Origin of the sequence: Endozoicomonas sp. ALB032 (assembly GCF_049310125.1) — a bacterium.
GTDB lineage: Bacteria > Pseudomonadota > Gammaproteobacteria > Pseudomonadales > Endozoicomonadaceae > Endozoicomonas_A.
Genome location: NZ_JBLYNW010000001.1, coordinates 4,809,404 through 4,835,112, shown reverse-complemented (window position 1 = coordinate 4,835,112; position 25,709 = coordinate 4,809,404). Strand labels below are relative to the sequence as shown.

At 47.2% G+C, this 25,709-nt stretch carries 25 protein-coding genes; 15 read left to right on the top strand and 10 right to left on the bottom strand.

Annotated elements, in window-relative coordinates:
- The first annotated feature begins 42 nt into the window (after nucleotides 1-42).
- Complete coding sequence (locus ACO6VG_RS17665) at nucleotides 43-1,422, top strand: serpin family protein (RefSeq protein ID WP_422474960.1); 1,380 nt, start codon at nucleotides 43-45, stop codon at nucleotides 1,420-1,422.
- 433 nt (nucleotides 1,423-1,855) lie between these two features.
- Here the strand turns inward: ACO6VG_RS17665 and ACO6VG_RS17660 are convergent, their stop codons facing one another.
- Nucleotides 1,856-2,839, bottom strand: coding sequence for a transposase (locus ACO6VG_RS17660; RefSeq protein WP_422133509.1), 984 nt, complete (start codon nucleotides 2,837-2,839; stop codon nucleotides 1,856-1,858).
- 686 nt (nucleotides 2,840-3,525) lie between these two features.
- Between ACO6VG_RS17660 and ACO6VG_RS17655 the strand changes: the two genes are divergently transcribed.
- The 6 genes from ACO6VG_RS17655 (at nucleotide 3,526) to ACO6VG_RS17630 (ending at nucleotide 11,607) form a co-directional block, all read left to right on the top strand.
- Nucleotides 3,526-4,623 (top strand): serpin family protein, encoded by a 1,098-nt coding sequence (locus ACO6VG_RS17655; protein WP_422409049.1) that lies wholly within the window; start codon nucleotides 3,526-3,528, stop codon nucleotides 4,621-4,623.
- A gap of 318 nt (nucleotides 4,624-4,941) precedes the next feature.
- Nucleotides 4,942-6,315: a serpin family protein gene (locus ACO6VG_RS17650; RefSeq protein WP_422474957.1), complete on the top strand. Its 1,374-nt coding sequence runs from the start codon at nucleotides 4,942-4,944 to the stop codon at nucleotides 6,313-6,315.
- A gap of 116 nt (nucleotides 6,316-6,431) precedes the next feature.
- A complete protein-coding gene (locus tag ACO6VG_RS17645; protein WP_422133506.1) occupies nucleotides 6,432-6,866 on the top strand; it encodes a serpin family protein in 435 nt (144 codons plus the stop codon).
- 162 nt (nucleotides 6,867-7,028) lie between these two features.
- Nucleotides 7,029-8,390, top strand: a complete 1,362-nt coding sequence (locus tag ACO6VG_RS17640; RefSeq protein ID WP_422474954.1) for a serpin family protein — start codon at nucleotides 7,029-7,031, stop codon at nucleotides 8,388-8,390.
- A gap of 319 nt (nucleotides 8,391-8,709) precedes the next feature.
- Entirely contained in the window at nucleotides 8,710-10,149 is a 1,440-nt protein-coding gene (locus tag ACO6VG_RS17635) for a serpin family protein (protein ID WP_422133504.1), read from the top strand.
- 75 nt (nucleotides 10,150-10,224) lie between these two features.
- The gene (locus tag ACO6VG_RS17630; protein ID WP_422474952.1) at nucleotides 10,225-11,607 is read left to right on the top strand and encodes a serpin family protein; all 1,383 of its coding nucleotides are present in this window, start codon (nucleotides 10,225-10,227) and stop codon (nucleotides 11,605-11,607) included.
- A gap of 78 nt (nucleotides 11,608-11,685) precedes the next feature.
- Here the strand turns inward: ACO6VG_RS17630 and ACO6VG_RS17625 are convergent, their stop codons facing one another.
- Genes ACO6VG_RS17625 through ACO6VG_RS17615 form a run of 3 tightly spaced genes read right to left on the bottom strand, consistent with a single transcriptional unit; the run spans nucleotide 11,686 to nucleotide 13,207 of the window.
- Complete coding sequence (locus ACO6VG_RS17625; protein WP_422441782.1) at nucleotides 11,686-12,351, bottom strand: SOS response-associated peptidase; 666 nt, start codon at nucleotides 12,349-12,351, stop codon at nucleotides 11,686-11,688.
- A gap of 2 nt (nucleotides 12,352-12,353) precedes the next feature.
- On the bottom strand, nucleotides 12,354-12,638 hold the full coding sequence (locus tag ACO6VG_RS17620) for a DUF2007 domain-containing protein (protein ID WP_422133501.1): 285 nt from the start codon (nucleotides 12,636-12,638) through the stop codon (nucleotides 12,354-12,356).
- A gap of 2 nt (nucleotides 12,639-12,640) precedes the next feature.
- Nucleotides 12,641-13,207, bottom strand: coding sequence for a tetratricopeptide repeat protein (locus tag ACO6VG_RS17615; protein ID WP_422410354.1), 567 nt, complete (start codon nucleotides 13,205-13,207; stop codon nucleotides 12,641-12,643).
- A gap of 242 nt (nucleotides 13,208-13,449) precedes the next feature.
- Here ACO6VG_RS17615 and ACO6VG_RS17610 point away from each other — a divergent pair, with 242 nt between their 5' ends.
- A complete protein-coding gene (locus ACO6VG_RS17610; RefSeq protein WP_422410356.1) occupies nucleotides 13,450-14,673 on the top strand; it encodes a 1-acyl-sn-glycerol-3-phosphate acyltransferase in 1,224 nt (407 codons plus the stop codon).
- The gene (locus ACO6VG_RS17605; protein WP_422133498.1) at nucleotides 14,660-14,974 is read left to right on the top strand and encodes an NGG1p interacting factor NIF3; all 315 of its coding nucleotides are present in this window, start codon (nucleotides 14,660-14,662) and stop codon (nucleotides 14,972-14,974) included. Before ACO6VG_RS17610 ends, ACO6VG_RS17605 begins: the two co-directional genes overlap by 14 nt.
- A 2-nt stretch (nucleotides 14,975-14,976) precedes the next feature.
- Here the strand turns inward: ACO6VG_RS17605 and ACO6VG_RS17600 are convergent, their stop codons facing one another.
- Together ACO6VG_RS17600 and ACO6VG_RS17595 are read right to left on the bottom strand one after the other, a co-directional pair.
- The gene (locus ACO6VG_RS17600; protein ID WP_422133497.1) at nucleotides 14,977-16,683 is read right to left on the bottom strand and encodes an SWIM zinc finger family protein; all 1,707 of its coding nucleotides are present in this window, start codon (nucleotides 16,681-16,683) and stop codon (nucleotides 14,977-14,979) included.
- 32 nt (nucleotides 16,684-16,715) lie between these two features.
- Nucleotides 16,716-17,267, bottom strand: coding sequence for an NUDIX hydrolase (locus tag ACO6VG_RS17595; protein ID WP_422137819.1), 552 nt, complete (start codon nucleotides 17,265-17,267; stop codon nucleotides 16,716-16,718).
- A 320-nt stretch (nucleotides 17,268-17,587) separates the two neighbouring features.
- Between ACO6VG_RS17595 and ACO6VG_RS17590 the strand changes: the two genes are divergently transcribed.
- A complete protein-coding gene (locus tag ACO6VG_RS17590; protein ID WP_422133495.1) occupies nucleotides 17,588-18,208 on the top strand; it encodes a CoA pyrophosphatase in 621 nt (206 codons plus the stop codon).
- A gap of 51 nt (nucleotides 18,209-18,259) precedes the next feature.
- Here the strand turns inward: ACO6VG_RS17590 and ACO6VG_RS17585 are convergent, their stop codons facing one another.
- The 3 genes from ACO6VG_RS17585 to ACO6VG_RS17575 form a co-directional block, all read right to left on the bottom strand.
- Entirely contained in the window at nucleotides 18,260-19,513 is a 1,254-nt protein-coding gene (locus ACO6VG_RS17585; RefSeq protein ID WP_422133494.1) for an HlyC/CorC family transporter, read from the bottom strand.
- A 76-nt stretch (nucleotides 19,514-19,589) separates the two neighbouring features.
- Nucleotides 19,590-20,087, bottom strand: coding sequence for a DUF2165 family protein (locus ACO6VG_RS17580; protein WP_422137818.1), 498 nt, complete (start codon nucleotides 20,085-20,087; stop codon nucleotides 19,590-19,592).
- Nucleotides 20,088-20,188: 101 nt separating this feature from the next.
- Nucleotides 20,189-21,001, bottom strand: coding sequence for a cytochrome C assembly family protein (locus tag ACO6VG_RS17575; protein ID WP_422133493.1), 813 nt, complete (start codon nucleotides 20,999-21,001; stop codon nucleotides 20,189-20,191).
- 222 nt (nucleotides 21,002-21,223) lie between these two features.
- Between ACO6VG_RS17575 and ffh the strand changes: the two genes are divergently transcribed.
- Nucleotides 21,224-22,630, top strand: coding sequence for a signal recognition particle protein (gene ffh / locus ACO6VG_RS17570; protein ID WP_422133492.1), 1,407 nt, complete (start codon nucleotides 21,224-21,226; stop codon nucleotides 22,628-22,630).
- Here the strand turns inward: ffh and ACO6VG_RS17565 are convergent.
- Nucleotides 22,627-22,932 carry a hypothetical protein gene (locus tag ACO6VG_RS17565; protein WP_422474950.1) on the bottom strand — a complete coding sequence of 102 codons (306 nt, stop codon included), beginning with the start codon at nucleotides 22,930-22,932 and terminating at the stop codon, nucleotides 22,627-22,629. The two genes, ffh and ACO6VG_RS17565, sit on opposite strands and share 4 nt — an antisense overlap.
- Before the next feature lie 565 nt (nucleotides 22,933-23,497).
- Here ACO6VG_RS17565 and rpsP point away from each other — a divergent pair.
- The 4 genes from rpsP (at nucleotide 23,498) to rplS (ending at nucleotide 25,680) form a co-directional block, all read left to right on the top strand.
- Nucleotides 23,498-23,743, top strand: a complete 246-nt coding sequence (rpsP, locus tag ACO6VG_RS17560) for a 30S ribosomal protein S16 (protein WP_317141840.1) — start codon at nucleotides 23,498-23,500, stop codon at nucleotides 23,741-23,743.
- A 79-nt stretch (nucleotides 23,744-23,822) separates the two neighbouring features.
- Nucleotides 23,823-24,377 carry a ribosome maturation factor RimM gene (gene rimM, locus ACO6VG_RS17555; protein WP_422133490.1) on the top strand — a complete coding sequence of 185 codons (555 nt, stop codon included), beginning with the start codon at nucleotides 23,823-23,825 and terminating at the stop codon, nucleotides 24,375-24,377.
- A 146-nt stretch (nucleotides 24,378-24,523) separates the two neighbouring features.
- Nucleotides 24,524-25,309, top strand: coding sequence for a tRNA (guanosine(37)-N1)-methyltransferase TrmD (gene trmD / locus ACO6VG_RS17550; RefSeq protein ID WP_422476305.1), 786 nt, complete (start codon nucleotides 24,524-24,526; stop codon nucleotides 25,307-25,309).
- 17 nt (nucleotides 25,310-25,326) lie between these two features.
- The gene (gene rplS, locus ACO6VG_RS17545) at nucleotides 25,327-25,680 is read left to right on the top strand and encodes a 50S ribosomal protein L19 (RefSeq protein ID WP_252180499.1); all 354 of its coding nucleotides are present in this window, start codon (nucleotides 25,327-25,329) and stop codon (nucleotides 25,678-25,680) included.
- Nucleotides 25,681-25,709: the final 29 nt, after the last annotated feature.

Genomic DNA, 25,709 nt, shown 5'->3' with positions numbered 1-25,709 from the left:
TCAAAAGACAGCAAAATTTAATTAAGAGAGGTGAGGTGAAACTTGTTTTTAATTGCTAAACCTTCCGGTTCAACCTGCCAGTACACTGTCGTTCTTGTGTTGCTCTGTTTACTGTTGCTGCCCTTACAACTACTGGCTTTGACTTGTCACAAATGCGGCTTCAATTACAATCGAAAAGACTTCTCGTTCTGCCCAATGTGTGGGGAAGAAGCTGAAAATGAAGATCTTCTGCATCGCACAATGCCTTCCCAATCAGCAGCGCCAGTAAGTCCTGGTGCACAGGTGGATGAATCGCTGAGAAATCTGGAGTTTGCCGTAAATGTATTTAGCCGTGCAGCCCCCAATATTCCTGAAAATTTTGTATTATCCCCTGATAGTCTTTTTCAGACACTGGCATTGTTAGTATTAAATGCGGGTCCTGACGGTGCGATCGAGCAATGGCGTCAAAATTGTCTGAGTGAGGATCATTCTAAGCCATCCGGTGCAGCAGCCCATGAACAGAACAAAAACCCTTCTTCGATTATCTTGCTCGCAGCCAGTCAACCTGAGGCTGTGGCAGTTTATAGAGAGAGACTTAAACAAATACACGACGATTTTCGCGGTAAAATCAACTTGATGAGCCTCACGCCTATGCATGGCCTGGCCCAAGAGCTCAACGGACTATTTTGCCAATTAACCCATGGTATGGTGCACCGTTTATGCAGCCCCATCGCTTGGTCCTTATCAACATACATGGAACTCATGACTTCGATTTACTTCACAGGGCTGTTGGAAAGGTCTCGTGGGACCGAAAATGCAGCTTTATTTACCTTACCCGATGGTCAGGCAGCCGTTGTAGACAGAATTATGAATGGAGAAATCAATCCTTCCCGGTACGCACATCACAATGATTGGGAAGCAGTTACCTTTCCCTACCGGAGAGATGATGAAATAATTTTGGTCTTACCCCCGCCAGAAACAATGCTAAGAGCAGTCACATCAAAAATAATAACGGCATTATTTTCATCATTAGACTCCGACGAATCCTTTTCATCCAGCTTAACGATGACTCCCGGACTTCCACCCTCTAAAATTGCTAAGAACACTGACTTGAGCGAAGCTTTACGTCCATCAGGTTCAGGTTTACTTTCTGTTGTTACCACCGATCTGAGTTCAGGCGCTATGCCAGCTCTGTCGTTTCCTATGAATGCCTTTAGTAATCAAGAAGCCCCGGACGCAGCTCTAACCAATACTGATTCTAACAGAAACCGTGAAGGAGATAGAATACAATCAATCCGATTTGATCGACCCTTTCTTTATATATTGCGTAATAAAATAACAAAAAGAATCAACCTCATTGGCAGATACTTCTTTCCACCGGACTCAGGGACAAGCTCTTCAAGAAAAACAAAAAAACAAAAAAAACAACAAATAAAAAAATAAAAATAAAAATAAAAATCAAAAATAAGACACCCATAAAAAAAAGGCCTCGTCAGCAAAAAAAAATAAGACACCCATAAAACAAAAATAAGACACCCATAAAAAAAAGGCCTCGTCAGCAAAATCTGTGGGGCATTTCTGGTTCGAGAGCAACAAAAATAAGACACCCATAAAAAAAAGGCCTCGTCAGAAAAAAATAAGACACCCATAAAAAATGTCACTTCAAGGGAAAAAATAAAAAAATAAGACATTCAAAAATCTGTACTCCCAAAAAGGATCAGAAAAATCTATCTTCAAGTAGCGTATCAACGAGCCACACAGCGCCACCCAACGAACAGAGGCTGTTCAAGCCATAATTCAGACAATGCAAATTCATTCCGACATAAGTCGAAGAGAGATAAAGAGAGGGTCTTTGACGTCTTAACTGATTTCTACGCTAACCTGTCAGGTACAAACGACTGCAGGCGTTTAAACCTCGAAGCCACTTCTGTCCGGCTTCAAGTGCATAAGCCTTCATCGCCTCCAGACGGCCAACTGCCCGATAAAAACGATTATTCCATTGCATGGTTTTCAGCCACTCATCCGGATCAATTTCCAATCTTTCAAGAATAGGAGGGGTACACGACGGGATGGAACCTTTCTTGTCTGTCCTGACAATGCGGCCACTCCAGTCAACCAGTTCCAGATAGTCGTGAAGAAGGTATGGAAGGGCAACATCCGTATTCTGGCCCTGCAAACAAAAAGGTTTCAGGGTCAGCGGCTGATTTTTAGTCTCAGAGTGTGTAACCTGCTCCACGCGTTCCTGAATCGACGTGTAGTCTGATTCTTCCGGTGTTTCTACCTTACCAGCCCGAATCGGATTCAAGTCAACATAGGTCATACAGGTCAGTAACGCTGCTTCGTCCAGTAATGCCTGGCTTTTAAAGCGACCTTCCCAGAAGCGTCCTTTACATTCGTCTTCTTTGTTGGCCTCACGAGCAAGATATTCATTCAGGCAGCGCATAAACCAGCTGATATCCGTTAAACGACGCCGGTATTCCTCAGCATATTCATCAATACGGGACAACTCAGCGCTGCCCAGTTTGTCAGCGGCCAGATGCCTTTGCACCAAAAGCGGACCTCTGAACAAGGTCGTCCAACGGTGAAGCACTTGATTCCGTGACCAGCCTCTGGCAGATGACTGATTGATGTGCAAAACCACATGATAATGATTCGACATGATAGCGTAAGCACAGACTTCGATAGCAAAGACTGAAACCAGTTCCCGGAGTTTATCCACCACCCACTGACGGCGATGCTCGTAGTTCTTGCCAGTCAGGTGGTTCTCTCCACAGAGGTAAGCCTGACGAACACATCTTGCCATGCAGTGGTAATAAGGCGTTGAGCCGGGGTCAATCAGAGTATTGCGGGCCTGAGCCATGGACTCACCTGTTTGGGTAAAAAATCAGTGATGGGTGAAAAAGTAGACCAGGTGGATGGTAAAGCAAATTTATGGGTGTCTTTTTAATTTGGGTGTCTTTTTAATCGAGTCTTTCTTTTACGAGTCCATGTATTCCTGATAGGGGTGGTGAAAGGCGGATGTACTGGGCAAGCTGCCCGAACCAGAAATGCCCCACAGATTTTGCTGACGAGGCAACTTATTAAACTGACCGTCAAATCCAATGGCTATGTAATTACCCGACGAGTGGATTGAATTCTGGATGGGATACAACCAGGAAACTATCCTATATTGAATTTCAGATTTCGTATTCAGTTGATCGCATCCATAGGGCAAGGGTTCGGTAGACAGAGAGGTTATGGCAAGTAAAAAACCTTAAACCAAGGTAAGAAGGTACAGACGTGGTTTTGCTCAGTCATTTTTTCAATTCAGTCTGCCATTACAGGATCCTTCTGGTATTGCTCTGCTTATTCTATTTATCGTTGCCAGCCTCACACCTTCTGGCTGTGACTTGTGGAAATTGCGGTCTGGATTACGATGATGAAACCCTTTCATCCTGCCAAACACCGTCGTGTAACATAGAAGCTGAGAGTGAGCCCCCTCAACATGACACAGCACCTCCTGAAAGGGCAACACCAGTTAACCCTGATTCAAATCCTGTTGCACAAGTGGATGGATCCCAGGGAAATTTTGATTTTGCAATGAAGGTATTTTACCAGGCATCAGCAAATATCCTTAAAGATTTTGTCATGTCCCCTGACAGCCTTTTGCAGACAATGACGCTGTTACTGTTACAAGCGGGTACCAACAGTACGGACGAGCAATTGCGTCGAATTTATTGGCCAGGCTATGATTATGAGCCATCCGGTGCAGGCGCAACAGCCGGTGGAAAGAACAAAGACCCTTCTTCGATTATCATGCTCGCAGCCAGTCAACCTGAGGCTTTGGCAGTTTATAGAGAAAGACTTAAACAAGTCGACAATACTCCTGGTAATGTCGACTGCACCAATCGCGGACAAACCCAAACCCTTGGCCAACTGCTTAACAGACTATTTTGCCAATTAACCCATGGTATTGTTCAAGATTATTGCACTCCCGATGCTTACTCCTTTCAGTTATCTTTCTCCATAGAACACGCATGCTATTTATACTTCAGAGGGATGTGGAGAAAGTCTTTTGGGACCGATAGTGCCTATTTATTTAACTTACCCAATGATCAAGCAGACGCTTTAAAAAGAATTATCGAAGGAAAAACCAATCCTTCTCAATACGCACGTCACAATAATTGGAAAGCATTTAACTTTCCCTTCCGGGAAGACAATGAAATAATTTTGGTTTTACCACCGGCAGGGGTGTTTCTTTATGGGCTAAAGTGTAACATAATATCGGCCTTGGTATCCTCGTTCGACTCCAAGGAACCCTTTTCATCCAGTTCAACGACAACTACCGAATTCCCACCCTCTGAAGTTGATAAAAACACTGACTTGAGTGAAGCTCTAAGTCGATCGGGTTCAGGTTTACTTTCTATTGCTAGCAGTGATCTGGGCTCAGGAGCTATGCCAGATCTGACAGTTCGTTCGAATATGTTTAGTGAACAGGGAACCCGGGGCGCAGCTTTAACACACGCTGATTCTGACAGAAACCATGAGAGAGATACAATACAACCAATCCGGTTCGATCTGCCCTTTATTTATATCTTGCGTAATAGAATAACAAAAAGAATCATCTACATTGGTCGGTTATTTTATCCCAGAGACGCCTCATGATTGTGAACCCGCTGACCGGGATCAGGAGAGCCTCATAAATCCCTCGCTGATTTCCTCGCAAGCGAAGGTCAATGGGACTTCCAAAGATTTAATGAGGGATATAAGCAATCAAAAGACAATGGACATTTGCTTTATACGACGTCGACACTCTATGTCCTTCAAATTGTTTTAGTTTTTATCTGGACGCTGATCAGAAAACCACCCTATATTGGACTATGGATTTCACACTCGATTGAGTGTTCGGCAAAATAACGTTCCATAAAAAAACAGGAAGGTTATTCCAGCTCACCCTAAAACTTCAGGCAGCATGGTACAAGCGTGGTTTTACTCAGAAAATCTTCCGATCCAGACTGCCATTACAGAGTCGACCTGGTATTGGTCTGTTTACTCCACATATTCTTATTGCCTTCGCAACTTCTGGCTGTGACTTGTGAGCAATGCGGCTTCAATTACGATCAGGAAGACTTTAAATTTTGCCCAACAGCGTCATGTAATAGAGAAGCTGAGAGTCAGCCCCCTCAACATGACACAGCACCTCCCCAGGGGGCGACAGGAGTAAACCCTGATTCAGATCCTGGTGCGCAAGTGAATGGATCCCAGAGAAATCTTGATTATGCCATCAATGTACTTGGCCATGTTGCCGCAAATATTCATGGAGATTTTGTCATTTCCCCCGATGGCCTTTTTCAGACAGTGGCAATGTTGCTGCTACATGTGGGTGCTGACGGTGCGGCCGAGCAATTGCGTCAAATTTATGTGGGAGAGTATTCTTCTGAGCCAACCGGTGCAGCATCATCACGCGCTACAGAATCCGGACAGGAGAAAAACCGGAATATGACTGACTGGCTCGCAGCCAGTCAGCCTGATCCTCTGGCAATTTACAGAGAGAGACTTGAAGAAGCAAACCGCCATGCTCGTAGTAATGTCAACTTCACCAACCGTGGGCCTATAAAAAACTTAGCCCTGTTGCTCAACAGTCTATTTTGCCAGTTAACCAGCGGTATAATTCAACGTTTCTGCAACTCCAACGTCTGGCCCCGATCCTGGTCCACAGAACTCATAAGTGCTTATTACTTCATAGGGCTGCGTGAAAGGTCTTTTGGGACCCAAAATGCAGCAGGTTTATTTACCTCATTACCTAACGACCAGGCCGCCACTTTGCGTAGAATTGTGGATGAAGAAATCAGACCTTCCCAATACGCCCATCACAATGATTGGGAGGCATTTTCCTTTCCCTACCCCAACTGGGGAAATGAAGAAATGGTATTGATTATACCACCGGCAGGAATAGTGCTTTATGGACTAAGTTCAGAAATAATAAAGGCATTATTATCGTCATTAGACTCCGAAAAATCCATTTCAACGACAACTCACGGACTTCCACCCTCTCGCGTTGATACAAGCACTCACTTGAGCGAAGCTTTAAGTCGTTCAGGTTCAGGTTTACTTTCAGTTGTTACCAGTGATCTGAGTTCAGGAGCTATACCAACGATGCCTGCTCGTATGAATATGTATAGTGACCAGGCAGCCCCGGACGCAACCTTAACGCACACTGATTTTGAGAGAACACACGAGGGAGATACAATACGACCAATCCAATTTGATCGACCCTTTATTTATATCTTGCGTAATAGAATGACAAAAATAATCATCTATATTGGGCGGATATTTTATCTCAGAGACACTTCATGATCCTGAACCCGTTAATCGGGATCAGGAGATCCTCTTGGCTCCCTCGCTGATTTTGTATAAATTCAACACACTCTGATTTGAGACCAACCCTAAAATTAAGTCAACAAGGTACAAACGTGGTTTTACTGAGCAAATATTCCGATAGGGTCTGGCTTTCGATAAAGGCATTAACTCAAACAACTTTACATTCTCTTTTTACAAATACACTCAGCTTAGGAACCATGCTATCGGAGCCTGTACCTGTTTTAATTAATGTGTTTAATCAACACAGCGCCATAGAAGTTAACGAACAAGGAACCGAAGCTGCTGCTGTAACACACATCGGTTGTTCGAGAGGATTTAGTATGAATAGCCCTAAGCCCATTGAATTTACACGGCCATTTATTTATATATTGCGTAATAAAATAACAAAAAAATCATCTTCATCGGGCAAATACTTGATCCCCGGAAATCAGGAGCAGGTACTTCAGGATCGGGTACCCAGTAATCGGGGTTGGGGGAGCCTCACGACCCCCCACCCTTTGTTGCAAACGAAGAAGAATGTGGCTTAGAAAGATTTTAATCTTCATACTGATTTGTTTTTTTGGCGCCAACCAGGAAACCATCCTATATTGAGTGCCTGATTTAACACTAGGTTGACCATTCTGCAGGGTAGCGGTTCATAAGATAGGGACGATATTCCTAACCGAAGATTAAGACGACAAGGTACATACATGGCTTCACCAGGCAAGGCTTCCAATATAGCCAGGCAGTACAGGTCCGTTTCAGTGTTATCCTGTTTGTTCTGCTTCCTGTTCATACCCTCACAACTTCTGGCAGTGAACTGTATAAAGTGCGGTCGTAAGTACAGTGATGACTTATTTAAAGAATCTGAACCCTGCTATTTATGTCGAACAAAAGACGGTTCTGATTCTGCTGACGAGGGTCATGATTTAAATCCCGGTGCACAGGCAGATGAATCACACGGGACTCTGGGTCTTGCCATAGATATATTCAGGCGTGCAGCACAGGCAACTCCTGAAAATCTGGTCCTGTCCCCTGATGGCATTTTTCAGACACTGTCACTGTTACTGATGGGGGCCACTGATGAAACCCGGCAATTGCTTCAAAAGTGTCTGGGAGAGGATTATTCTGAGCCATCCGGTGCCACAGCATCAGGCGCGACAGCCTCTGGACAGGACCAATACTGTATTGCCAATTGCCTGCTTGTCTCCAATAGGCATACTCTTCAGGAAACTTATAAAAAAAAGCTTGAACAAATAAACGCCGATATTCGAGATAACGTCAACTTCTCCGACCGTGCATCATTACAAAGCCTTGCTCAAGAACTCAACGATCTATTTTGCCAATTAACCCATGGATTGGTTCGAGAATTTTGCCAGGACAATGATTGGCATTCCAATACTTCCATGGCACTCATAAATTCTGTTTACTTCAAAGGCCTCTGGGAAACGTTTTTCAGGAAACGAATTGGAGGATCAACATTTACTTTACCCGATAATCAAAGAGTTGTTTTAGACGGGTTTATGGATGGAACAATTAATGCTGACCAGGAGGCTGAATATAATGATTGGAGGGCAGCTGCCGTCCCCTACCAGGGAGATCATGAAATGATTTTGGTTTTACCCCCGGAAGGGATAATGCCCCACGAGGTATCGCCAGAAATAATAATGGCACTATTCTCATCATTAGACTCCAAAGAGCTATTATTTTCAAGCTCATCAGTTCCTCTTGGTCTTGGACTCCCGACTTTTAGTGTTGACTCGGACACTAAATTGATAAATACATTAGCTCAAACAACTTTACACTCTCTTTTTACAGGCACACTCAGCTTAGGATCTATGCTATCCAATCCAGCACCTGTTTTTATTAATATGTTTAATCAGCACAGCGTCATGGAAGTTGATGAACAAGGAACCGAAGCCGCAGCTGTAACACACGTCGGTTTTTTTACATCAACGGGTATGAGTTTTCCGAAGCCCATTAACTTTACACGACCATTCATTTATATATTGCGTAATAAAATAACAAAAAAAATCATCTTCATTGGACAGATACTTGATCCCCGGACTTGAAAGAAGACTCTTCAGGTTCGGGTCCCAATAATTGACATGGGGAGCCTCACGACTCCCCCTCACCCTTTCTTTGCAAGCCAGATGGAATAGTGTTCTCAGAGATTTTTGGGTAAATAGCCATCGATAGACATTAAATCTTTAATTTTTACAGCGTCAATTCCCTCGACCCTTGAGCAGGTTTAATTTTTCAGGCACTCACCAAAAAACCATCCTATATTGTACTACGGGTTCCATTCCCCACTCCTCAGGGCAACTGTCCGGTGAATAGGAAGGTCATCTTGTGACAATCCCTGAAATTGAGAAGTTACGAGGTGCCAACATGGCTCAAGTAATGAAATCTCCCGATATAGCCTTGCAGCACAGGCGCATTTTGCTCTTAGTCAGTTTGCTTTATTTCCTGTTGCTACCCTCACAACTCTGGGCTGCGCCCTATGACCACTTCGGCAACAACGAAAATCCTGGAAAATCTTCACCCTACCCGGTATTTCATGAAGAAGTTTCTGGCGACGAGCTTCAGGGTGACACGATGCCTTACCAATCAGTAACACCAGAAAACCCTGATTCAGATCCTGGTACACGAGCGGCTGAGTCCAAGCGGGATCTGGAGCTTGCCATAAGTGTATTTAGTCAGGCAGCAAAAGCAAAAGAAACTCCTGAAAATTTTCTTTTCTCCCCTGATGGCCTTTTTCGATCGCTGGTACCATTACTCATGGGGGCTTCTGGAGAAACCAGGCGATTGCTTCAAAGCTACATGGGAGATAACTATTCTGAGCCATCCCCTGCAGAAGCAACCACAACATCTTCTGCACAGGACGACTACTTCGTCTCGAACACTGTGCTCTTGTCCGAAGAACTTGAAATTAAGGAAGCTTATCGTGGGAGAGTTAAAGAAGTAAACCTCGATGTTCGTGAAAAAATCAGGTTCGACGACGGTAAATCTTTAGAAAGCCTTGCTGATGAGCTCAACGAACTATTTAGCAAATTAACCCATGGCATGATTCCAAAATTTTGCAGCCCCAGAGAATGGTCGGCAGATACCACCTTGGGACTCATAAGTTCTATTTACTTCAATGCGCTTTGGAGAGACTCTTTTCAAGTCGGAATGATAGGTTTATTTACTTTACCCGGCGTCGTCAACAAAGTCATTTTGGACAAATGGTTGCAGGGTGAAATCAGTTCCTCCCAATACACAAGTCACGAACATTGGCAAGCAGTCAAAGTTCCTTACCGGGGAACCCATGAAATGGTTTTAGTTTTACCTCCCGAAGGGATAATGCCCCATGAGATATCAGCAGAAATAATAATGACTTTATTTTCATCATTAAACTCCGAAGAATCATGTCCATCATGTTCAAAAATCTCTATTGGACTTCCACCCTTTAAAGTTGATTCGGACATGGAGTTGAGCAATTATTTAAGAGAAACACCTCTACGTCCTGTTTTTACAGGCGTCGTCTTTAGAGGAACCAGCCCCCTCGAATTAGGAGATATGCTATTATCCGATCCTCGAGCTGCTTCTATTAATTTTGTTCGTCAACATTGCGCAATTGAGGTTAATGAAGCTGGGACCCGAGCCGCAGCTGTCACACGCACCGGTACAACGAGATCGTTTGGAAGAGGAGGACATGATAGAAAATCCGTCCAATTTAATCGACCATTTCTTTATTTTTTGATTGATGAAGAAACAGGAAGAATCCTCTTTATTGGGCAGATACTTGACCCTCGAAGCACTTCAGGATCGGGTACCGGTAGCCATTAATCAGGTGAGCTGTTCAGTGAACAGGAAGGTCATCTTGAGACAACCCCTGAAATCAGTAAGTTATAAGGTGCCAGCATGGCTCAGGTAATTAAATCTCCCGATATAGCCTTGCAGCACAGGCGCATTCTGCTCTTGGTCAGTTTGCTTTGTTTCCTGTTGCTACCCTCACAACTCTGGGCTTTGACCAATGACAACTGCGGCATCAATCAGGATCGTGAAAAATTTTCAGCCTGCCCGGCGTTTCATGAAGAAGATTCTGACGACAAGCTTAAAGGTGACACAATGCCTGTCCAATCGGCAACACCAGAAAGCCCTGATTCGGATCCTGGTACACGGGCGGCTGAGTCCAAGGGGCATTTGGAGCTTGCTATAAGTGTATTTAATCAGGCAGCAAAAGTAACGCCTGAAAATTTTCTTATCTCCCCTGATGGCCTTTTTCGAGCTCTGGTACCATTACTCATGGGGGCTACTGGAGAAACCAGGCGGTTGCTTCAAAGCTACCTGGGAGATAATTATTCTGAGCCATCCCTTGCAGCAGCACCAACCGCAACATCTTCTGCTCAAGACGAATACTCCATCTCGAACACTATGCTCTTGTCCGATAGACTTGAACTTAAGGAAACTTATCGTGAGAGACTAAAAGATGTAAACGTCGATATTCGTGATAACATCAACTTCTTCGACCGTGTATCTTTAGAAAGCCTTGCAGATGAGCTCAACAAACTATTTAGCCAGTTAACCCATGGCATGGTTCCACAATTTTGCTACGCCGACCAATGGCCGCCAGATACCACCATGGCACTCATAAATTCTATTTACTTCAAAGGGCTTTGGGAAAGGTCTTTTAATGTCCGAAAAGCTAAATTTACTTTACCCGACGGTCAGAGAGTCAATTTGAACGAATTTATGGTGGGTGAAATCAGTTCCTCCCAGTACACAAATCACAATGATTGGGAAGCAGTCACCGTTCCTTACCAGGGAGCCCATGAAATGATTTTAGTTTTACCTCCCCAAGGGATAATGCCCCATGAGATATCAGCAGAAATAATAATGGCATTATTTTCATCATTAAACTCCGGGGAATCATGTCCATCATGTTCAAAAATCTCTATTGGACTTCCACCCTTTAAAGTGGATTCGGACATTGAGTTGAGCGATTTTTTACGTAAAACAGCTTTACACCCTCTTTTTACAAGACCCCTGGAATTAGGCGCTATGCTATCCAATCCTCTAGCTGTTTCTATTGATGAGGCTCATCAACATTGTGCGATTGAGCTTAATGAAAATGGGACCCGAGCCGCAGCTGTCACACACCTTATTTCTACGAGATCGACCAAGGACAATCAGAGAAAATCCGTCCAATTTAATCGACCATTTCTTTATGTATTGCATAATAAAATAACAAAAAGAATCCTCTTTATTGGGCAGACACTTGATCCTCGAAGCACTTCAGAATAGGGTACCGGTAGCCATTAATCAGGTAAGGGGAGCCTCAAGACTCCTCTCACCTTTAGTCGTTGGCAACGGGGGAGTCGTTTAATTGCGAGCAACCAGTTTCTTCACACACTCTGGTCCCTTGTTCGAAACATGATTCACCGTTCTGCCCACTTTATAAAAAGACAGTTTACTGACTGTCTCAGTCGGTTTGCCCAAACTCGACAGAACCGTCTTATAGCGCTCACCCAGCCACTCCCTGGCCTGTTTTTGTTGCAACAGAACCGGCATTCTCTCAGTCAGCGGTGTAATATCACTGATAGCAGGACGAGTAAGAATCGCGCAGGACTCGAAACTCAACTGGTCGTCCACAGGATAACTCTCCCAGAGACCGGCAAACAGGCACAAACCACCCGACTTTGGACGTATATACCATGGCTGACTGTGATCCCCTACCCTTTGCCAGTCGAACCAGCCATCGGCCAGAATCAGACAACGCTGCTTTCTGAGGGCACTACGAAACATTGGTTTATCGGCAGCGGTTTCGATTCTGGCATTGATCTGGGCTCTGGAAAAATCCTGCAGCCAGTGAGGAACCAGCCCCCACTTAACCCGCGCGGTTTCAAAACAGCCCTGCTCATTATTTTTGACAATAAGCACCTGTTCACCAGGCGCAACATTATAGGAGGGAATATTGACTTCCGTCTGGTGGATACCCAGACACCCCAGGTTGATCTGATCAGCCATCAGCGTGTAACGACCACACATAATCACTCTTCCTGAATGTGATCAGATTCTTCCAAAACGGGGGACGCCCTGAGGTAATCCTCGATCATTTCTTTAGCCAGACCGGCATCGTAATCGTCAACATAGAGAGCCAGCAGACCGGTAGCGGGTAGTTCACCCACGGCACCCGCCAGATAGCTACCTCCCAGATGGCAGGCAATGCCATGGCTCTCCAGAACATCCTTGAGGCATTGAGCCTCAAGGAGATTTTCAGGGCTGAATATCTTGATCATACTTTTAATAAAAACACGGCTATCGTCGTCAAGCAAGCTTACTTCAGGTAGACCGTCCTGATCTGGCTGACCAGCTCGTTCGCTTTAGCTCTCTGGGCAGGGTTGAGCAGTTCAGACAGCTCCTGCTTCTGTTTACGGGCCGCTGTCAGAAAGTCCCCCTCAGAATCTTCCAGACTCAGGGCAGTCCACATATAAGCAGCAATCAGGTTGCGGTCTGTGCCTGCCCCTTTATAATACGATTTCCCCAGTTCGTACTGAGCCTCCGCACTCTTGCCCTGTCGACCTGCGGCCCGTTCGATCAGTTGAAAACCTTTTTTGGGATCTTTAGCTACACCCCCCAGACCCTCTCGATAGGCCTTGCCCAACAAGAGTTCTGCCTGAACATTACCTTTGTTCGCCAGAGGCTCCAGCAGAGAAAGGGTTTGACTGGCATTTTCCGGCCTGACTTTACCAGCAACCAACAGGCTGCCGGCTTCAAGCACGGCCTGTTCGTCACCTGAGCTGGCCCGCTTCAACAGACTGGAAAAGTCAGCAGCCCAGCCACTCAGGGAAAACAGTAATGTAATGGCCAGCAGCCCACCCTGGCACTTTTTACTCAATAACATCTATTACCTCTAGCCATTTTGAGCAGTCGACTGCTCAATGATTTCATTTTTGAAACACTGATTTTTTCGATTGGGCAGAGTATACACACTCAAGGCAGGGAATTCTGCAAGGTTTCAATTATCACCAACTCAATAATCATTTAAATCCACATCAACAAACATTCATACGTCCAGCCATTCTCAAACCGTTACAAAGTGCCACAACCCGGCTACAGACCCTTTGTTTTAATAACTATATACTCGTGGTTTCACTCACTGCTGTTATAAAAGGCAACCACCCGAAACAGATGGAACGTTTTGAAGAGATCCGCCCCTATCACGATCAGGAAGTAAGGCCCGTCCTGGACCGCCTGTTGCAAGACCGTGAGCTTATTCAGGCACTGGTGCGTCATCAATACCCTGATATGCCTGCTTTCCTTAATGGTATTGCAGGCTGGCTGACAGCCATGGGATTGCGCTACAAACTGAAGAACATACATGACATTGATGGACTGCAACACGTCATTGAACCTTACCTGACCCGCGTCATTGAAGGCAGTACTTCCGGCATCAGCTTTTCCGGACTGGATCAGCTCAACAAAGAGCAGGTTTATCTGTTCCTGTCCAATCACCGGGACATTGTCATGGACCCGGCTTTTGTCAATCTGGCTGTTTACAAACAGGGCATGCAAACCGTTCGAATAGCCATTGGTGACAACCTGCTGCAAAGACCTTTTGTCAGCGATCTGATGCGTCTTAACAAAAGCTTTATCGTCAAACGCTCTGTGGAAGGCCGCCGGGAAAAACTCAGGTCTTATCAGACACTGTCAGCCTATATTCATCACTCCATAGATACCGGGCATCCCGTCTGGATCGCTCAAAGTGAAGGCCGGGCAAAAGACGGTGACGACAAAACCGACTCTGCTATCATCAAAATGCTCCACATGAGCCGAAAGGCTGCGGAAACCTCTTTTGCCGACAGCATTCGCTCCATGAACCTGGTACCGGTTTCGATTGCTTACGAATACGACCCCTGCGATATGGCCAAAGCCAGAGAACTCCACGCCACTGAAACCTGGGGTAATTACGAAAAATTTAAAGGAGAAGACCTGCAAAGCATAGTGACAGGCATCGAAGGCTTCAAAGGCAAGGTTCATGTGGCTTTCGGTACACCGCTGTTCGAGGAGTATGAAAATGCCAATCAGGTTGTTGAAGAGGTAGATCGTCAGGTTCATCAAAACTACCATCTGTTCGCTTCCAATCTGATTGCCTTTGATCGGCTCCGCAGTGGCTATCCCAATGTCACAGAGTGCACTTTAGAGGCTCTGTTTGAAAGGTTTTGCCCGGAAGAATCGCTCGACGATAAAGTCACAGACTTCAATGATCGCATAACCCAGTGCCCGGAGGCTCATCAACCCTGGTTCCTGAGGATGTACGCCAATCCTGTTATCAATCATTTTGCTGGAAAACGACATGTCTTTGCATAAGCTTTGTTTTTTTGTCCCTGAAAGTCATCTTGAATCAGTGAAGACTGCCGTCTTTGCTGCGGGTGCCGGTCGTTATGAAAAGTACGACAACTGTTGCTGGCAAACGTTAGGTCAGGGACAGTTCAGAGCGCTGGATGGCAGCGATCCTTTTATCGGTAGCCAGGGTAAGCTGGAAACCGTTCAGGAATTCAAGGTTGAAATGATCTGCGAGGACCAGTATCTGAAAGCCGCCATTGCAGCGTTGAAATCGGCACACCCTTATGAAGAGCCAGCCTTTGAAAGCTGGCCGCTTGGAGCCTGAGTCTAAAAGCCGGGAAACGCCTCACCGAGAAAACGAATAAAGTTTCTTTTAGCCTTGTGCTTTTCGCGCAGCTCTTCAAACCAATGACTGAATGCCTGCTGCTGATTCAGTCCAGTCAATATCTGCCGACACTCGGCCATTAGCTCGACCGCCTCTTTATAACTATTATTCGTTTTTTTCTGTAGACAAGCTTCAACCAGCTTCCCATAGAGAGCAAAAGAGCGTTCTCCATCCTGCCGAAAATGTTTCCTCAGCTCGTAGAGCAATGCCACATCCGGTTCTGCATCTGTAACCAGTTGCCAGGCCGACTCCAGATCAGACTCGGCAAGAAAAGTCATCATCAGTGTGTTTAACACACGGTGGTGGAGATACCCCTGAGTACTAACGACACGCTCTTTCATCCAGTCTATGGCTTTTTGCCGCCAGTCTTGCTGACTGTTCAGGTCTTGTGAAAGCTCCTGCAAATACTCAAAAGTGGACAGTGTTGGTGACTCTTTAAATTGCTCCCAAACATCCTGCAAAGCTTCAGAGCTTCGCCCCGTTTTCAAAAGCAGCAACTGTTGCAGTTCATGAATCTCAGCTGATTCACCGAAACGACTGCTCTGCCGAGCTCTATCAAGATAATTGTGGACTTCGTCATATTCATCCAGCTCCAGATAACAGCGCGCAATAACCAGATAGTCTTTCTCAGTCATGGCAATCTTTTTATAGAGCTGAATCAATGTCTTGTAGTCATTTTCCAGTTCGGGTTCGACTTGCAGGACACTGAGCAACCGGTCATAAATGAGGCGATCCCGCCAGTTATCACTTTTCAGCCTGGGTAACTCATCCCAACGAGCCCGGGCGATCTCCAGGAAAGTCTTCTGACACTCTGGCGTCATAACTTCACTGAAATCATCCGGGACGCGGCCATGCCATTCATCTTCATCCTTGAGCAGCAACTCCAACAGATGCTGAGCCTTGGACGCTTCAGACCAGTTCAGTGAAGCAAAGGCCTCAACATACATCCTCTGTAACTGAGCGACAGCCTCAAACCTGAAACCTCCGGAATCATCCACTGTCTCCAGCGCACGGACGATTCGTGACATAGCATAGTCCAGCAACGCCAACTGATCAGTAGCTGCCAGCTTTTTTAAAGGGGGTTCAAGATTAAAGAGAACCTGTTCGACATTGGCAAAATACTGCCTGACTTGAGCGTATCTAAAGTAATGTCGATTGTAGGGGATAGCGGCGGTTATTCGTTTACGGATGGTTTTTCGGTCCATAATGCCCAGAGCTGTTTCAGCCTTGAGCAACCAGTGCTCTCGCACTGAACGACTGGCGTCTATCATTTCAACAAAGTGCCCCACCAGTTCTTCTTTGGGCATCTGCAATAAATAAGCGGCCAATACGTCTGTGGCCTGTGCGCCTTTTTTCACCCGGGGAACAAAGACTTTATCTCGCAACACCATAGCCACAGCAACACAGTGTTTGCAAAAGTCGATGCCATCAGAAGCCGGACAGTTACAACTGCCGTCCAGGGCACTCTGGGTATAAACCAGATTGACCTGATAAACCTCGCTGCCCATAACACTGGCTGAAATCCTCTGGCCCCGGATCGTCAGGTCTGTAACCCGTCCTTCCTGGTAGTACCCCTTCCCCCGGGAAAAAGCTTTCTCGCCTGCCAGTTTCACTAACTGCTGATCGGTAATTTCCGGCTTGTCATTCACGCTGCTTCAACCTGATAAAATACCCCTGAAATTCAGGAAGCCACTCTACGGCCCGGCAGGGCAATATCTTCCATCCGCTGAGGGAAATCACCTGTCTGACGATCACTGAAGTAATGGCGAAGGGTGCGACTGATGGTGTTGAAAGCCAGCTGATCCCAGGGAATATCTTCTTCACTGAAAAGGGCCACTGCTTCACTTTCTTCACCGGCGCTGTATTCGGGTTTATCAAGATGAGCCAGAAAAAATACCGAGAGTTGGCTCACATGAACAATATTAAACAGGGTATATAGTGATTGCAGAGTAACCTCGGCTCCGGCCTCTTCCATGGTTTCCCGCAGGGCAGCCTGCTCAAGGGTTTCTCCCAGCTCCATAAAACCGCCGGGTAATGTCCAGTAACCCCTGCGTGGTTCGATAGAGCGTTTGCAAAGGAGCACTTTACCTTCATAGACTGGCAGACAACCGGCAACGATTAACGGATTTTGATAGTGAATTTTGCCACAGTTGTCACAAACATCACGTAACCGGTTATCGCCACAAGGAACTTTCTTACTGACCTTCGCACCACACTCACTGCAGAAATTCACTGTTTTTCCTTCTAACTATGAAAATCTTTCTTCACCTTAACCTGATTCATACCTGAAGTCACTTGAATCAGAGTTGGTGTAGAAAATGCCTATCATTTCTTTACCAGATGGATCATGCCGTAAAAAATATCTGTGTTATGATCTTTTCAAAGCCTGAAAAATTAGTGTTGCACCCACGGAAGCTTAGCTCTGCCTGGTGTTACTGGCAGTCTGGTACCCAAGGTCGATAACAATAATGTTCCAACGGCGCCTTTTTTCAATGTCACTATATTTTCTGAGCATCTGAATGTCGCCAAGAAAGCCAGAGATTCACTTGTTATATGTTGATTACAGATATAGAACGAAGACTCCACAAACATCAGCCAAGAAGTATAGACACTCCTCTACCGGAAGCCGCAGTATTGATACCTCTGGTGACTAATGGCCAGGGACAGGCCACCGAAATAATCCTTACCCGAAGGGCTTCGCACATGAACAAGCATAGCGGTGAAGTGGCGTTTCCCGGTGGCAAACGGGAAGATGACGATCATAATCTGATTCAGACCGCCCTGAGAGAATCCCAGGAAGAGATTGATCTGAACCCTGCTTCCGTCCATATATTGGGCACCATGGGTCCAGTTATTTCGCGCTTTGGCATCAAGGTGATCCCTGTCGTCGGTTCTGTACCGGAAAACCTGTCACTCAGCGCAAACATTGAAGAGCTGGACCGCATTTTTCACGTCCCACTGGAGTTTTTCACCAATCTGGACAACCTGCAGTTTCACCATTGGAGCATGAACGATAAAACCTACTCCATGCCCTCTTATCAATACGATGAATATCTGATCTGGGGATTGACGGCCATTATGCTGGTAGAATTTCTGAATGTGGGATTAAACACCACTATTCCACTGGATGCCCCTCAGTTCCATGCCAGCCACAGTTTTACGCAAAACCGCTAACTTTCGGATGGCCTGAGGTTAAAGTCCATTTTACAGAATAAGTGACTCAGGTTAAGCAGTGAAAATTTTCACTGCTTTTACTCGATTGTCCTTGACCTGCATAATCTCAAACCGGTATTCGCCTACTTTGAGACAGACACTGGACTCCGGTATAAACTGCATCATCTCGGTGATCAAACCGTTAATTGTTCTGGCATCCCCGGTGGGTAATTTCCAACCCAGAGAACGGTTAATATCTCTTATGGATGCAGAACCATCAATGATGTAAGTGCCGTCTTCCTGAGGGGTAATATCCTGGCTGGAGTCGGAAACATCGGTAGTAAAGTCACCCACAATTTCTTCCAGAATATCTTCCAGCGTCACCAGGCCCAGAACATCGCCATATTCATCGACTATCAGCGCTACACGCTCTTTTGACTTCTGGAAATTAAACAGCTGGGTATGCAGGGGAGTGCTTTCAGGAACATAATAAGGCTCTGTGGTTTCCTGCAGGAGAAGCGCTTTGTTGACTTCTTCCTGACTCAATAGTCGCGCCACCTTTCGCATATGCAACATGCCCACAAGATTGTTCACATCGCCACGATAGACTGGCAAGCGGGTGTGCTGACAGGCCCTTAACTGCTCCAGGATATCCTTGATGTCATCGTCAATATCAATTCCGAAAATTTCATTTCGGGGTACCATGATATCGTCTACCCGGACTTTCTCCAGATCCAGAATACCCAGCAACATTCCCCGTCTTTTCTGCGGCAACAACATGCCAGGGTCGGTCACAATGGTGCGCAGCTCTTCAGCGTTCAACTGATCCTCGGCAGCCTGACCGGGTTTGATACCAAAAGGTCTCAGCAGGAAACCACAGACCCAGTTTAAAACGACCACCATGGGATAGAAGAGTTTCAGCAGCGGCGTCAAAATAAAAGAGGCAGGAAAAGCAATCTTTTCAGGATAGAGCGCGGCAACTGTCTTGGGTGTTACCTCACCGAAAATCAGTACTGCCACCGTCAGACCCAGAGTAGCAATTGCAATACCGCTATCCCCCCAGAGCCTCACTGCCACCAGAGTGGCCAGGGCAGAAGCCAGGATATTGACAAAGTTGTTGCCAATCAGAATCACACCAATCAGTCTGTCGGGGCGTTCAAGCAGTTTATGAGTCCGCATGGCCGCTTTGTGATTCTTGCGAACCAGATGGCGAAGGCGATAACGGTTGATCGCCATCATGCCGGTTTCCGAACTGGAAAAAAAAGCCGACAGCAACATTAAAAGGGCCAATATGGTTAAAAGAAGACTGGTAGATGCTTCGCTCAAGGCTGAAATCGCTCGTTAAGATTCTGTTTATGAAAGCGCTGATTCTAACGTTTCATACTCTAAACCCCAAACACTTTTATCGCTCTTCCTGACTCAAATAGAGCAAGGTCAAAAAAAACAATGTGGCCACCCTGAAGCCTGGCTGAATACCACTCCAGCTGCGGGACTGCCAGGCCAGAAACCACTCTCCCGAAATTCCCATAAAGGCCAGAAACCAGAGCATGATGCCCAGAGTCAAACCCAGCAGAGCCAGACACTTGCTTTCATGGAAATTCTCACCGTGCAGATTGAAGAACATACAAGCGACACCCGTCCAACATAAAAGGGTTATAATGGCTTCAACAGCAATAATCAGGCTGTAAGCAATTTTCCAGACCATGGGATCATGAATTGCTCGCCATTCTGCCTGAGCATGGTTCCCGGTTGTATCCATACTCATCACATGCTGGACATAAAGGTAATTGCTCTGATAGTCCATCAGATTATTAAACACAACCAACGTACTAAATAGAGCAACACCCGCCGTCAAGAAAATTTTACTGAGCTTGGTGGCTATTATCATTTTCATAGCCATAAACAATAGACCGACTTACAGACATCTCAAGCTGCCGGAAAAAAAAAGAAGTACCAAGAGAGATTAAGAGGAGCAGGAAACAGAGTCTGCTCCGAAAAGGCTCATCTAACCAGGATAAAGTCAACAACCGTCCGCCAGCCAAAGTAAGCCACCAATAACAGGACAAAACCGGCAACCGTCCAACGCATGGCCTTTTGTCCTCGCCAGCCATTGACCCAGCGCCCAATCAGCAGTGTCGTAAACAGCACCCAGGCCACCAGAGAAAGCACTGTTTTGTGGAACATATCACTGGCAAACATATTATCGATATACAGGAAGCCTGAAATCAGCGAGAGGGTCAGCAGGATCACTCCTACAGATAGAAACTCGAACAGCAATTTTTCCATAGTCTGCAGGGGCGGCAGGGCTTTTAGCAGACGCTTTTGATTGTGACTCCTCAGCTGCTTCTCCTGATAGGCCAGTAGCAGTGACTGACACACGGCCACCATCAACAAACCATAGGCCAATACCGACAGCAGAACATGCACCACCATCAGGGTGGGTGAATGAAAAATGTGTTCCAACGGAGCCAGCCAGTCCGCCAGAACCGAGATGATGGTAAAAGGCAGAATCGTAACCAGCAGACTTTCAGAAGGCTTTCGCAAACTGCTGAGCAGTACTACCAGTGTGACTATCAGTGTCGTCAAAGAACCGATCGTGAGAATACCAAGGTTGGTCCCTTTATCGGTGTGAATAGAAAAATAGAGCGAAAAAGCATGTAAAGCAGCTCCGACTGTGGTTGCCAGCAACACCACCTTTCGAGCGCCACCGCGACCAGTAATTCTTCCCCATTGGCAGACCATTCCCACCGCATAAAAAATGATGGCACCGATGCTGACGAGCATGAAATTCATTGATTCTTTTATAACCTCCATCTGAAATTTTCCTGATGGCGAAACCGTCACAAAGCCACTTAGGAAGATGCAAACCAGAGCTTGCCATGTCCAAATCTACACAAGAACCACTTTGTTTTCATCCATCAAGTGGAAATACTGTCTCTGCCGGGACCCGATACTGCCCCTTTTGCGCTGGATTGGATATAATGACTGCCAATTACATACTTGCACCTTACTTCAAGGTATTTCCAAGGTAACTGGATGTTCGAGAATTTAACCGAACGCCTGTCGCAGACGCTTCGTAACGTCACCGGCAAGGCGAAACTGTCTGAAGACAATATTAAAGATACCCTGCGCGAGGTTCGCAAGGCTCTGTTGGAGGCTGACGTTGCGCTGCCGGTGGTCAAAGAGTTCATCAACCGGATCAGAGAGCGGGCGATTGGTCAGGAGGTACAGGCCAGCCTGAGCCCCGGCCAGGCCTTCGTCAAGATTGTTCAGGCAGAACTGATTTCGGTCATGGGCGAAGCCAATGACCAGCTGAACCTGTCGACCCAGCCACCTGCGGTCCTGCTGATGGCCGGTCTTCAGGGTGCCGGTAAAACCACCTCTGTGGCGAAACTGGGCAAGTTCCTCAAGGAACGCCACAAAAAATCTGTGATGGTCGTCAGTGCCGACATTTACCGTCCGGCAGCGATCAAGCAACTGGAAACGCTGGCGGGTGAAGTCGGCGTCGATTTCTTCCCATCCAGCAGCGAACAAAAACCCGTTGATATTGCCACAGCAGCCATTCAGGAAGCTCGCCTGAAGCATATTGACGTGGTCATTGTCGATACCGCCGGTCGTCTGCACATCGACAGCGATATGATGGCTGAAATCCAGGCATTGCACGGTGCCATTAATCCTGTCGAAACCCTGTTTGTGGTTGACGCCATGACCGGCCAGGATGCCGCCAATACCGCCAAAGCCTTTGGTGATGCGCTGCCCCTGACCGGTGTCATTCTGACCAAGGCAGATGGTGACGCACGCGGAGGTGCCGCCCTGTCAGTTCGCCATATTACCGGCAAGCCAATCAAGTTCATGGGTGTCGGTGAAAAGACAGACGCTCTGGACCCCTTCCACCCTGACCGTATCGCTTCCCGAATCCTGGGCATGGGTGACGTTCTCTCCCTGATTGAAGAAGCTGAACAGAAGCTCGACAAAAAGAAAGCCGACAAACTGGCCAGCAAACTGAAAAAGGGTAAAGGCTTTGACCTGGAAGACTTCCGTGACCAGCTTCAGCAGATGAAGAAAATGGGCGGCCTTGCAGGCGTTATGGACAAACTCCCCGGCATGCCGGGTATGCCAGCCAACATGCCCGGCCAGATGGACAACAGGATTTTTGTCCAGATGGAAGCAATCATCAACTCCATGACCCCGGCTGAACGTGCAAATCCGGATATTATGAACGGCTCTCGCAAGAAGCGCATTGCCTCAGGTTCCGGCACCCAGATCCAGGACATCAACCGTCTGATCAAGCAGCACAAGCAGATGAGCAAGATGATGAAGAAAGTCACCAAGAAAGGCGGCATGAGCAAGCTGATGCGCGGTCTGGGTGGCATGAAAGGTCAGATGCCCGGCGGCATGGGCGGTATGATGACTCCAGGCGGCGGCAAGAAGTTTCCTTTCTAAGCTCTTTTGAAGAGTGGTACCACTCGTTCCCACGCTCTGAGGGTGTCGCAAAACTTCAACAGCTCGTTCTCACGCTCTGAAGTCGTCATTCCCGCGAAGGCCGGAATCCAGCGCCAACGGTGGATCTCTGCCTTCTCGGGGATGACAAGGCCAGGGGGACACCGGGCATATTGTTCTGATGGAGAGTCACTGTGGATTCCCGCCTTCGCGGGAATGACGAGAATGAAGCCGACAATGACGAGAATGAAGTCGGCAATGACGGGAGTCAGCGCGTTCCCACGCCGGAGAGAGTTTTGCGACACCCTCGCTCTGCGTGGGAATGCATACCTACCCTAAAAAGCTGACTCTACAACGCGAGATAGGTATGGGTTCCCACGCTGGGACCCACAGGGCCTGAAAGCATGGAACCCAGAATTGTCCTGGTGCCAACGCCTCACTGACCAGCTGTAATCGTATTTCTTCATCGACCGTAATAAAAAACATGACTTTTCCTTTCTCATTCATGGATCAGGAAACGGTCGATTTTATATACGACAAACATCACCTATACCAGGTATTCAGGCTTTTCAGTCAACCCGGACAGTTTCAATAACATTAAGAATGGGCAATCTGAAAAGACTTTTTTAAAACTTGCGTGCAATATAAAAGTCATAACAAGCTCGTCGTTGTAGCTCACAATGCCTGCCCTCCTCTCATTCCATGAGACTTTCCGCAGCAAGATAAGTGTCAAGCATATTGTCAGCAGGACGGTTATTCCTTAGAATATGCGCCCTTCATGGCCCACTGTCGGTGTTCCATGAATCTGAAGGCTCCCGGAGCCCTCAGAGATAAGCGTTGCCGGACATCACGATTACAGGAAATTATTCCATGGTAACAATTCGTTTAGCTCGCGGCGGTTCCAAAAAGCGTCCGTTCTACCACCTGACTGTTGCTGACAGCCGTAAGGCTCAAGGTGGCCGTTTCATCGAGCGTGTAGGTTTCTTCAACCCTACTGCCCGTGGTCAGGAAGAGCGTCTGCGTGTGGATCAGGAGCGTGTTGAGTTCTGGCTGAGCCAGGGCGCTACCGTATCCGACCGCGTTAGCAAGCTGCTGAAAGACGCCAAAGCAGCCTGAGGTCAGATTTGAACAACCCTGAGCCGTTTAGAACAGCCCCGGGCCGTTTAAACAACCACCTCAAAAAGGAACAGAACCAGTGAAAAAAGCATCAGCAACCGCTCAACCCAAACAGGTTGTCCTCGGAAGTATTACTGGTGTGTACGGAGTAAAAGGCTGGGTGAAAGTGTATTCACACACCAATCCCATGACCAATATTCTGAACTACAAACACTGGATTTTGCGCCAGGATGGTCGCCAGCAGACCATTGAAGTCGATCAGGGCCGCCGTCAGGGCAAGGGACTGGTCGCACACATCGCCGGATGCGATGACCGGGATATCGCCCGCCAGTTCACTGGCTCAGAAATCCTCATCGCTGAGAGCGAACTGCCCCCACTGGCTGATGACGAGATATACTGGCATCAGCTTGAAGGTCTGGAAGTGAAAACCGCTGACGAGGCGGGCAAGGAGCTTCTGCTGGGCAAAGCCAGCCACCTGATGGAGACAGGAGCCAACGACGTATTGGTCATCAAAGCCTGCAAGGGCAGCATCGACCGACGCGAACGACTGGTCCCCTGGTTACTGGATCAGGTGATTATGGAAGTGAATCCGGAAGCAGGATTCATTCGGATTGACTGGGATCCGGAATTTTAACCGTTATGAGTGAAACTGACATGGACAGCCCTGGTCTGATTAAAAGCCCAGAGCCTGCGGACAGCCTTGAACCATTAAACAGCCCTGAGCCGTTAGACAGCCCTGAGCCGCAGAACAGCCATGAACAATCACCCGTAACAGCAGATATGTGGTTCGGTGTAGTCACCCTCTTCCCGGAAATGTTTCGGGCCATTACCGATCACGGCATATCCGGCCGTGCTGTAAAGGAGGGAATTGTCTCGGTAGAAACCTGGAATCCCAGGGACTTCACCCACGACAGACACCGGACTGTGGATGACCGACCTTACGGCGGTGGTCCCGGCATGTTGATGAAAATTCAACCTCTGCGTGACGCCATCCATGCAGCCAAGAAGGCTGCAGGAGCCGATGCCACGGTAGTATACCTGTCTCCCCAGGGACGCCTGCTTGACCAGGCCGGGGTTCAGGAGCTGGCCACCAGAAAGCGGCTTATTCTGGTATCGGGGCGGTATGAAGGTATTGATGAGCGTGTAATCAACGAAGAAGTCGACGAGGAATGGTCGATCGGTGATTACGTGTTAAGTGGTGGCGAACTCGCCTCCATGACTCTGATTGATGCAGTTTCACGCTTTGTACCGGGCACCCTGGGTCACAAGGATTCCGCATTAGAGGATTCCTTTGCTGATGGCCTGCTGGATTGTCCGCACTACACCCGCCCTGAGGTTTTCAAGGGGCAGAGAGTGCCGGAAGTCCTGTTGTCTGGGGATCATGCAAAAATTCGTGCATGGCGCCTCAAACAGGCACTGGGCAGAACCTGGTTGAGAAGACCGGACCTGTTGCAAGACAGAAAACTGACCCGTGAAGAGGAAAAACTGTTGTCTGAATTCATTCAGGAGCATCATTCTTCGGATAGCCACAGCAAGGCAGACTCGACGAGCGGAACACTTGACTAACGGGAGCAAGATTTAAAATGAGCAAGAACAGAATCATTGAAGCGCTCGAACAAGAGCAGATGACCAAGGAAATCCCGAGCTTCGGCCCTGGTGATACCCTGGTCGTACAAGTTAAGGTTAAAGAAGGTAACCGTGAGCGTCTGCAGGCGTTCGAAGGTGTCTGCATTGCCAAGCGTAATCGTGGCCTGAACTCCGCTTTCACCGTTCGCAAGATTTCCAGCGGTGTTGGCGTTGAGCGTGTTTTCCAGACATACAGCCCTCTGGTCGCTTCTATCAATGTGAAGCGTCGCGGTGACGTACGTCAAGCCAAGCTGTATTACCTGCGCGCTCTGAGCGGTAAAGCGGCTCGTATCAAGGAAAAGCTCAACTAAGGGACGCTTTTCGCCTCGCGCGGAAAAAC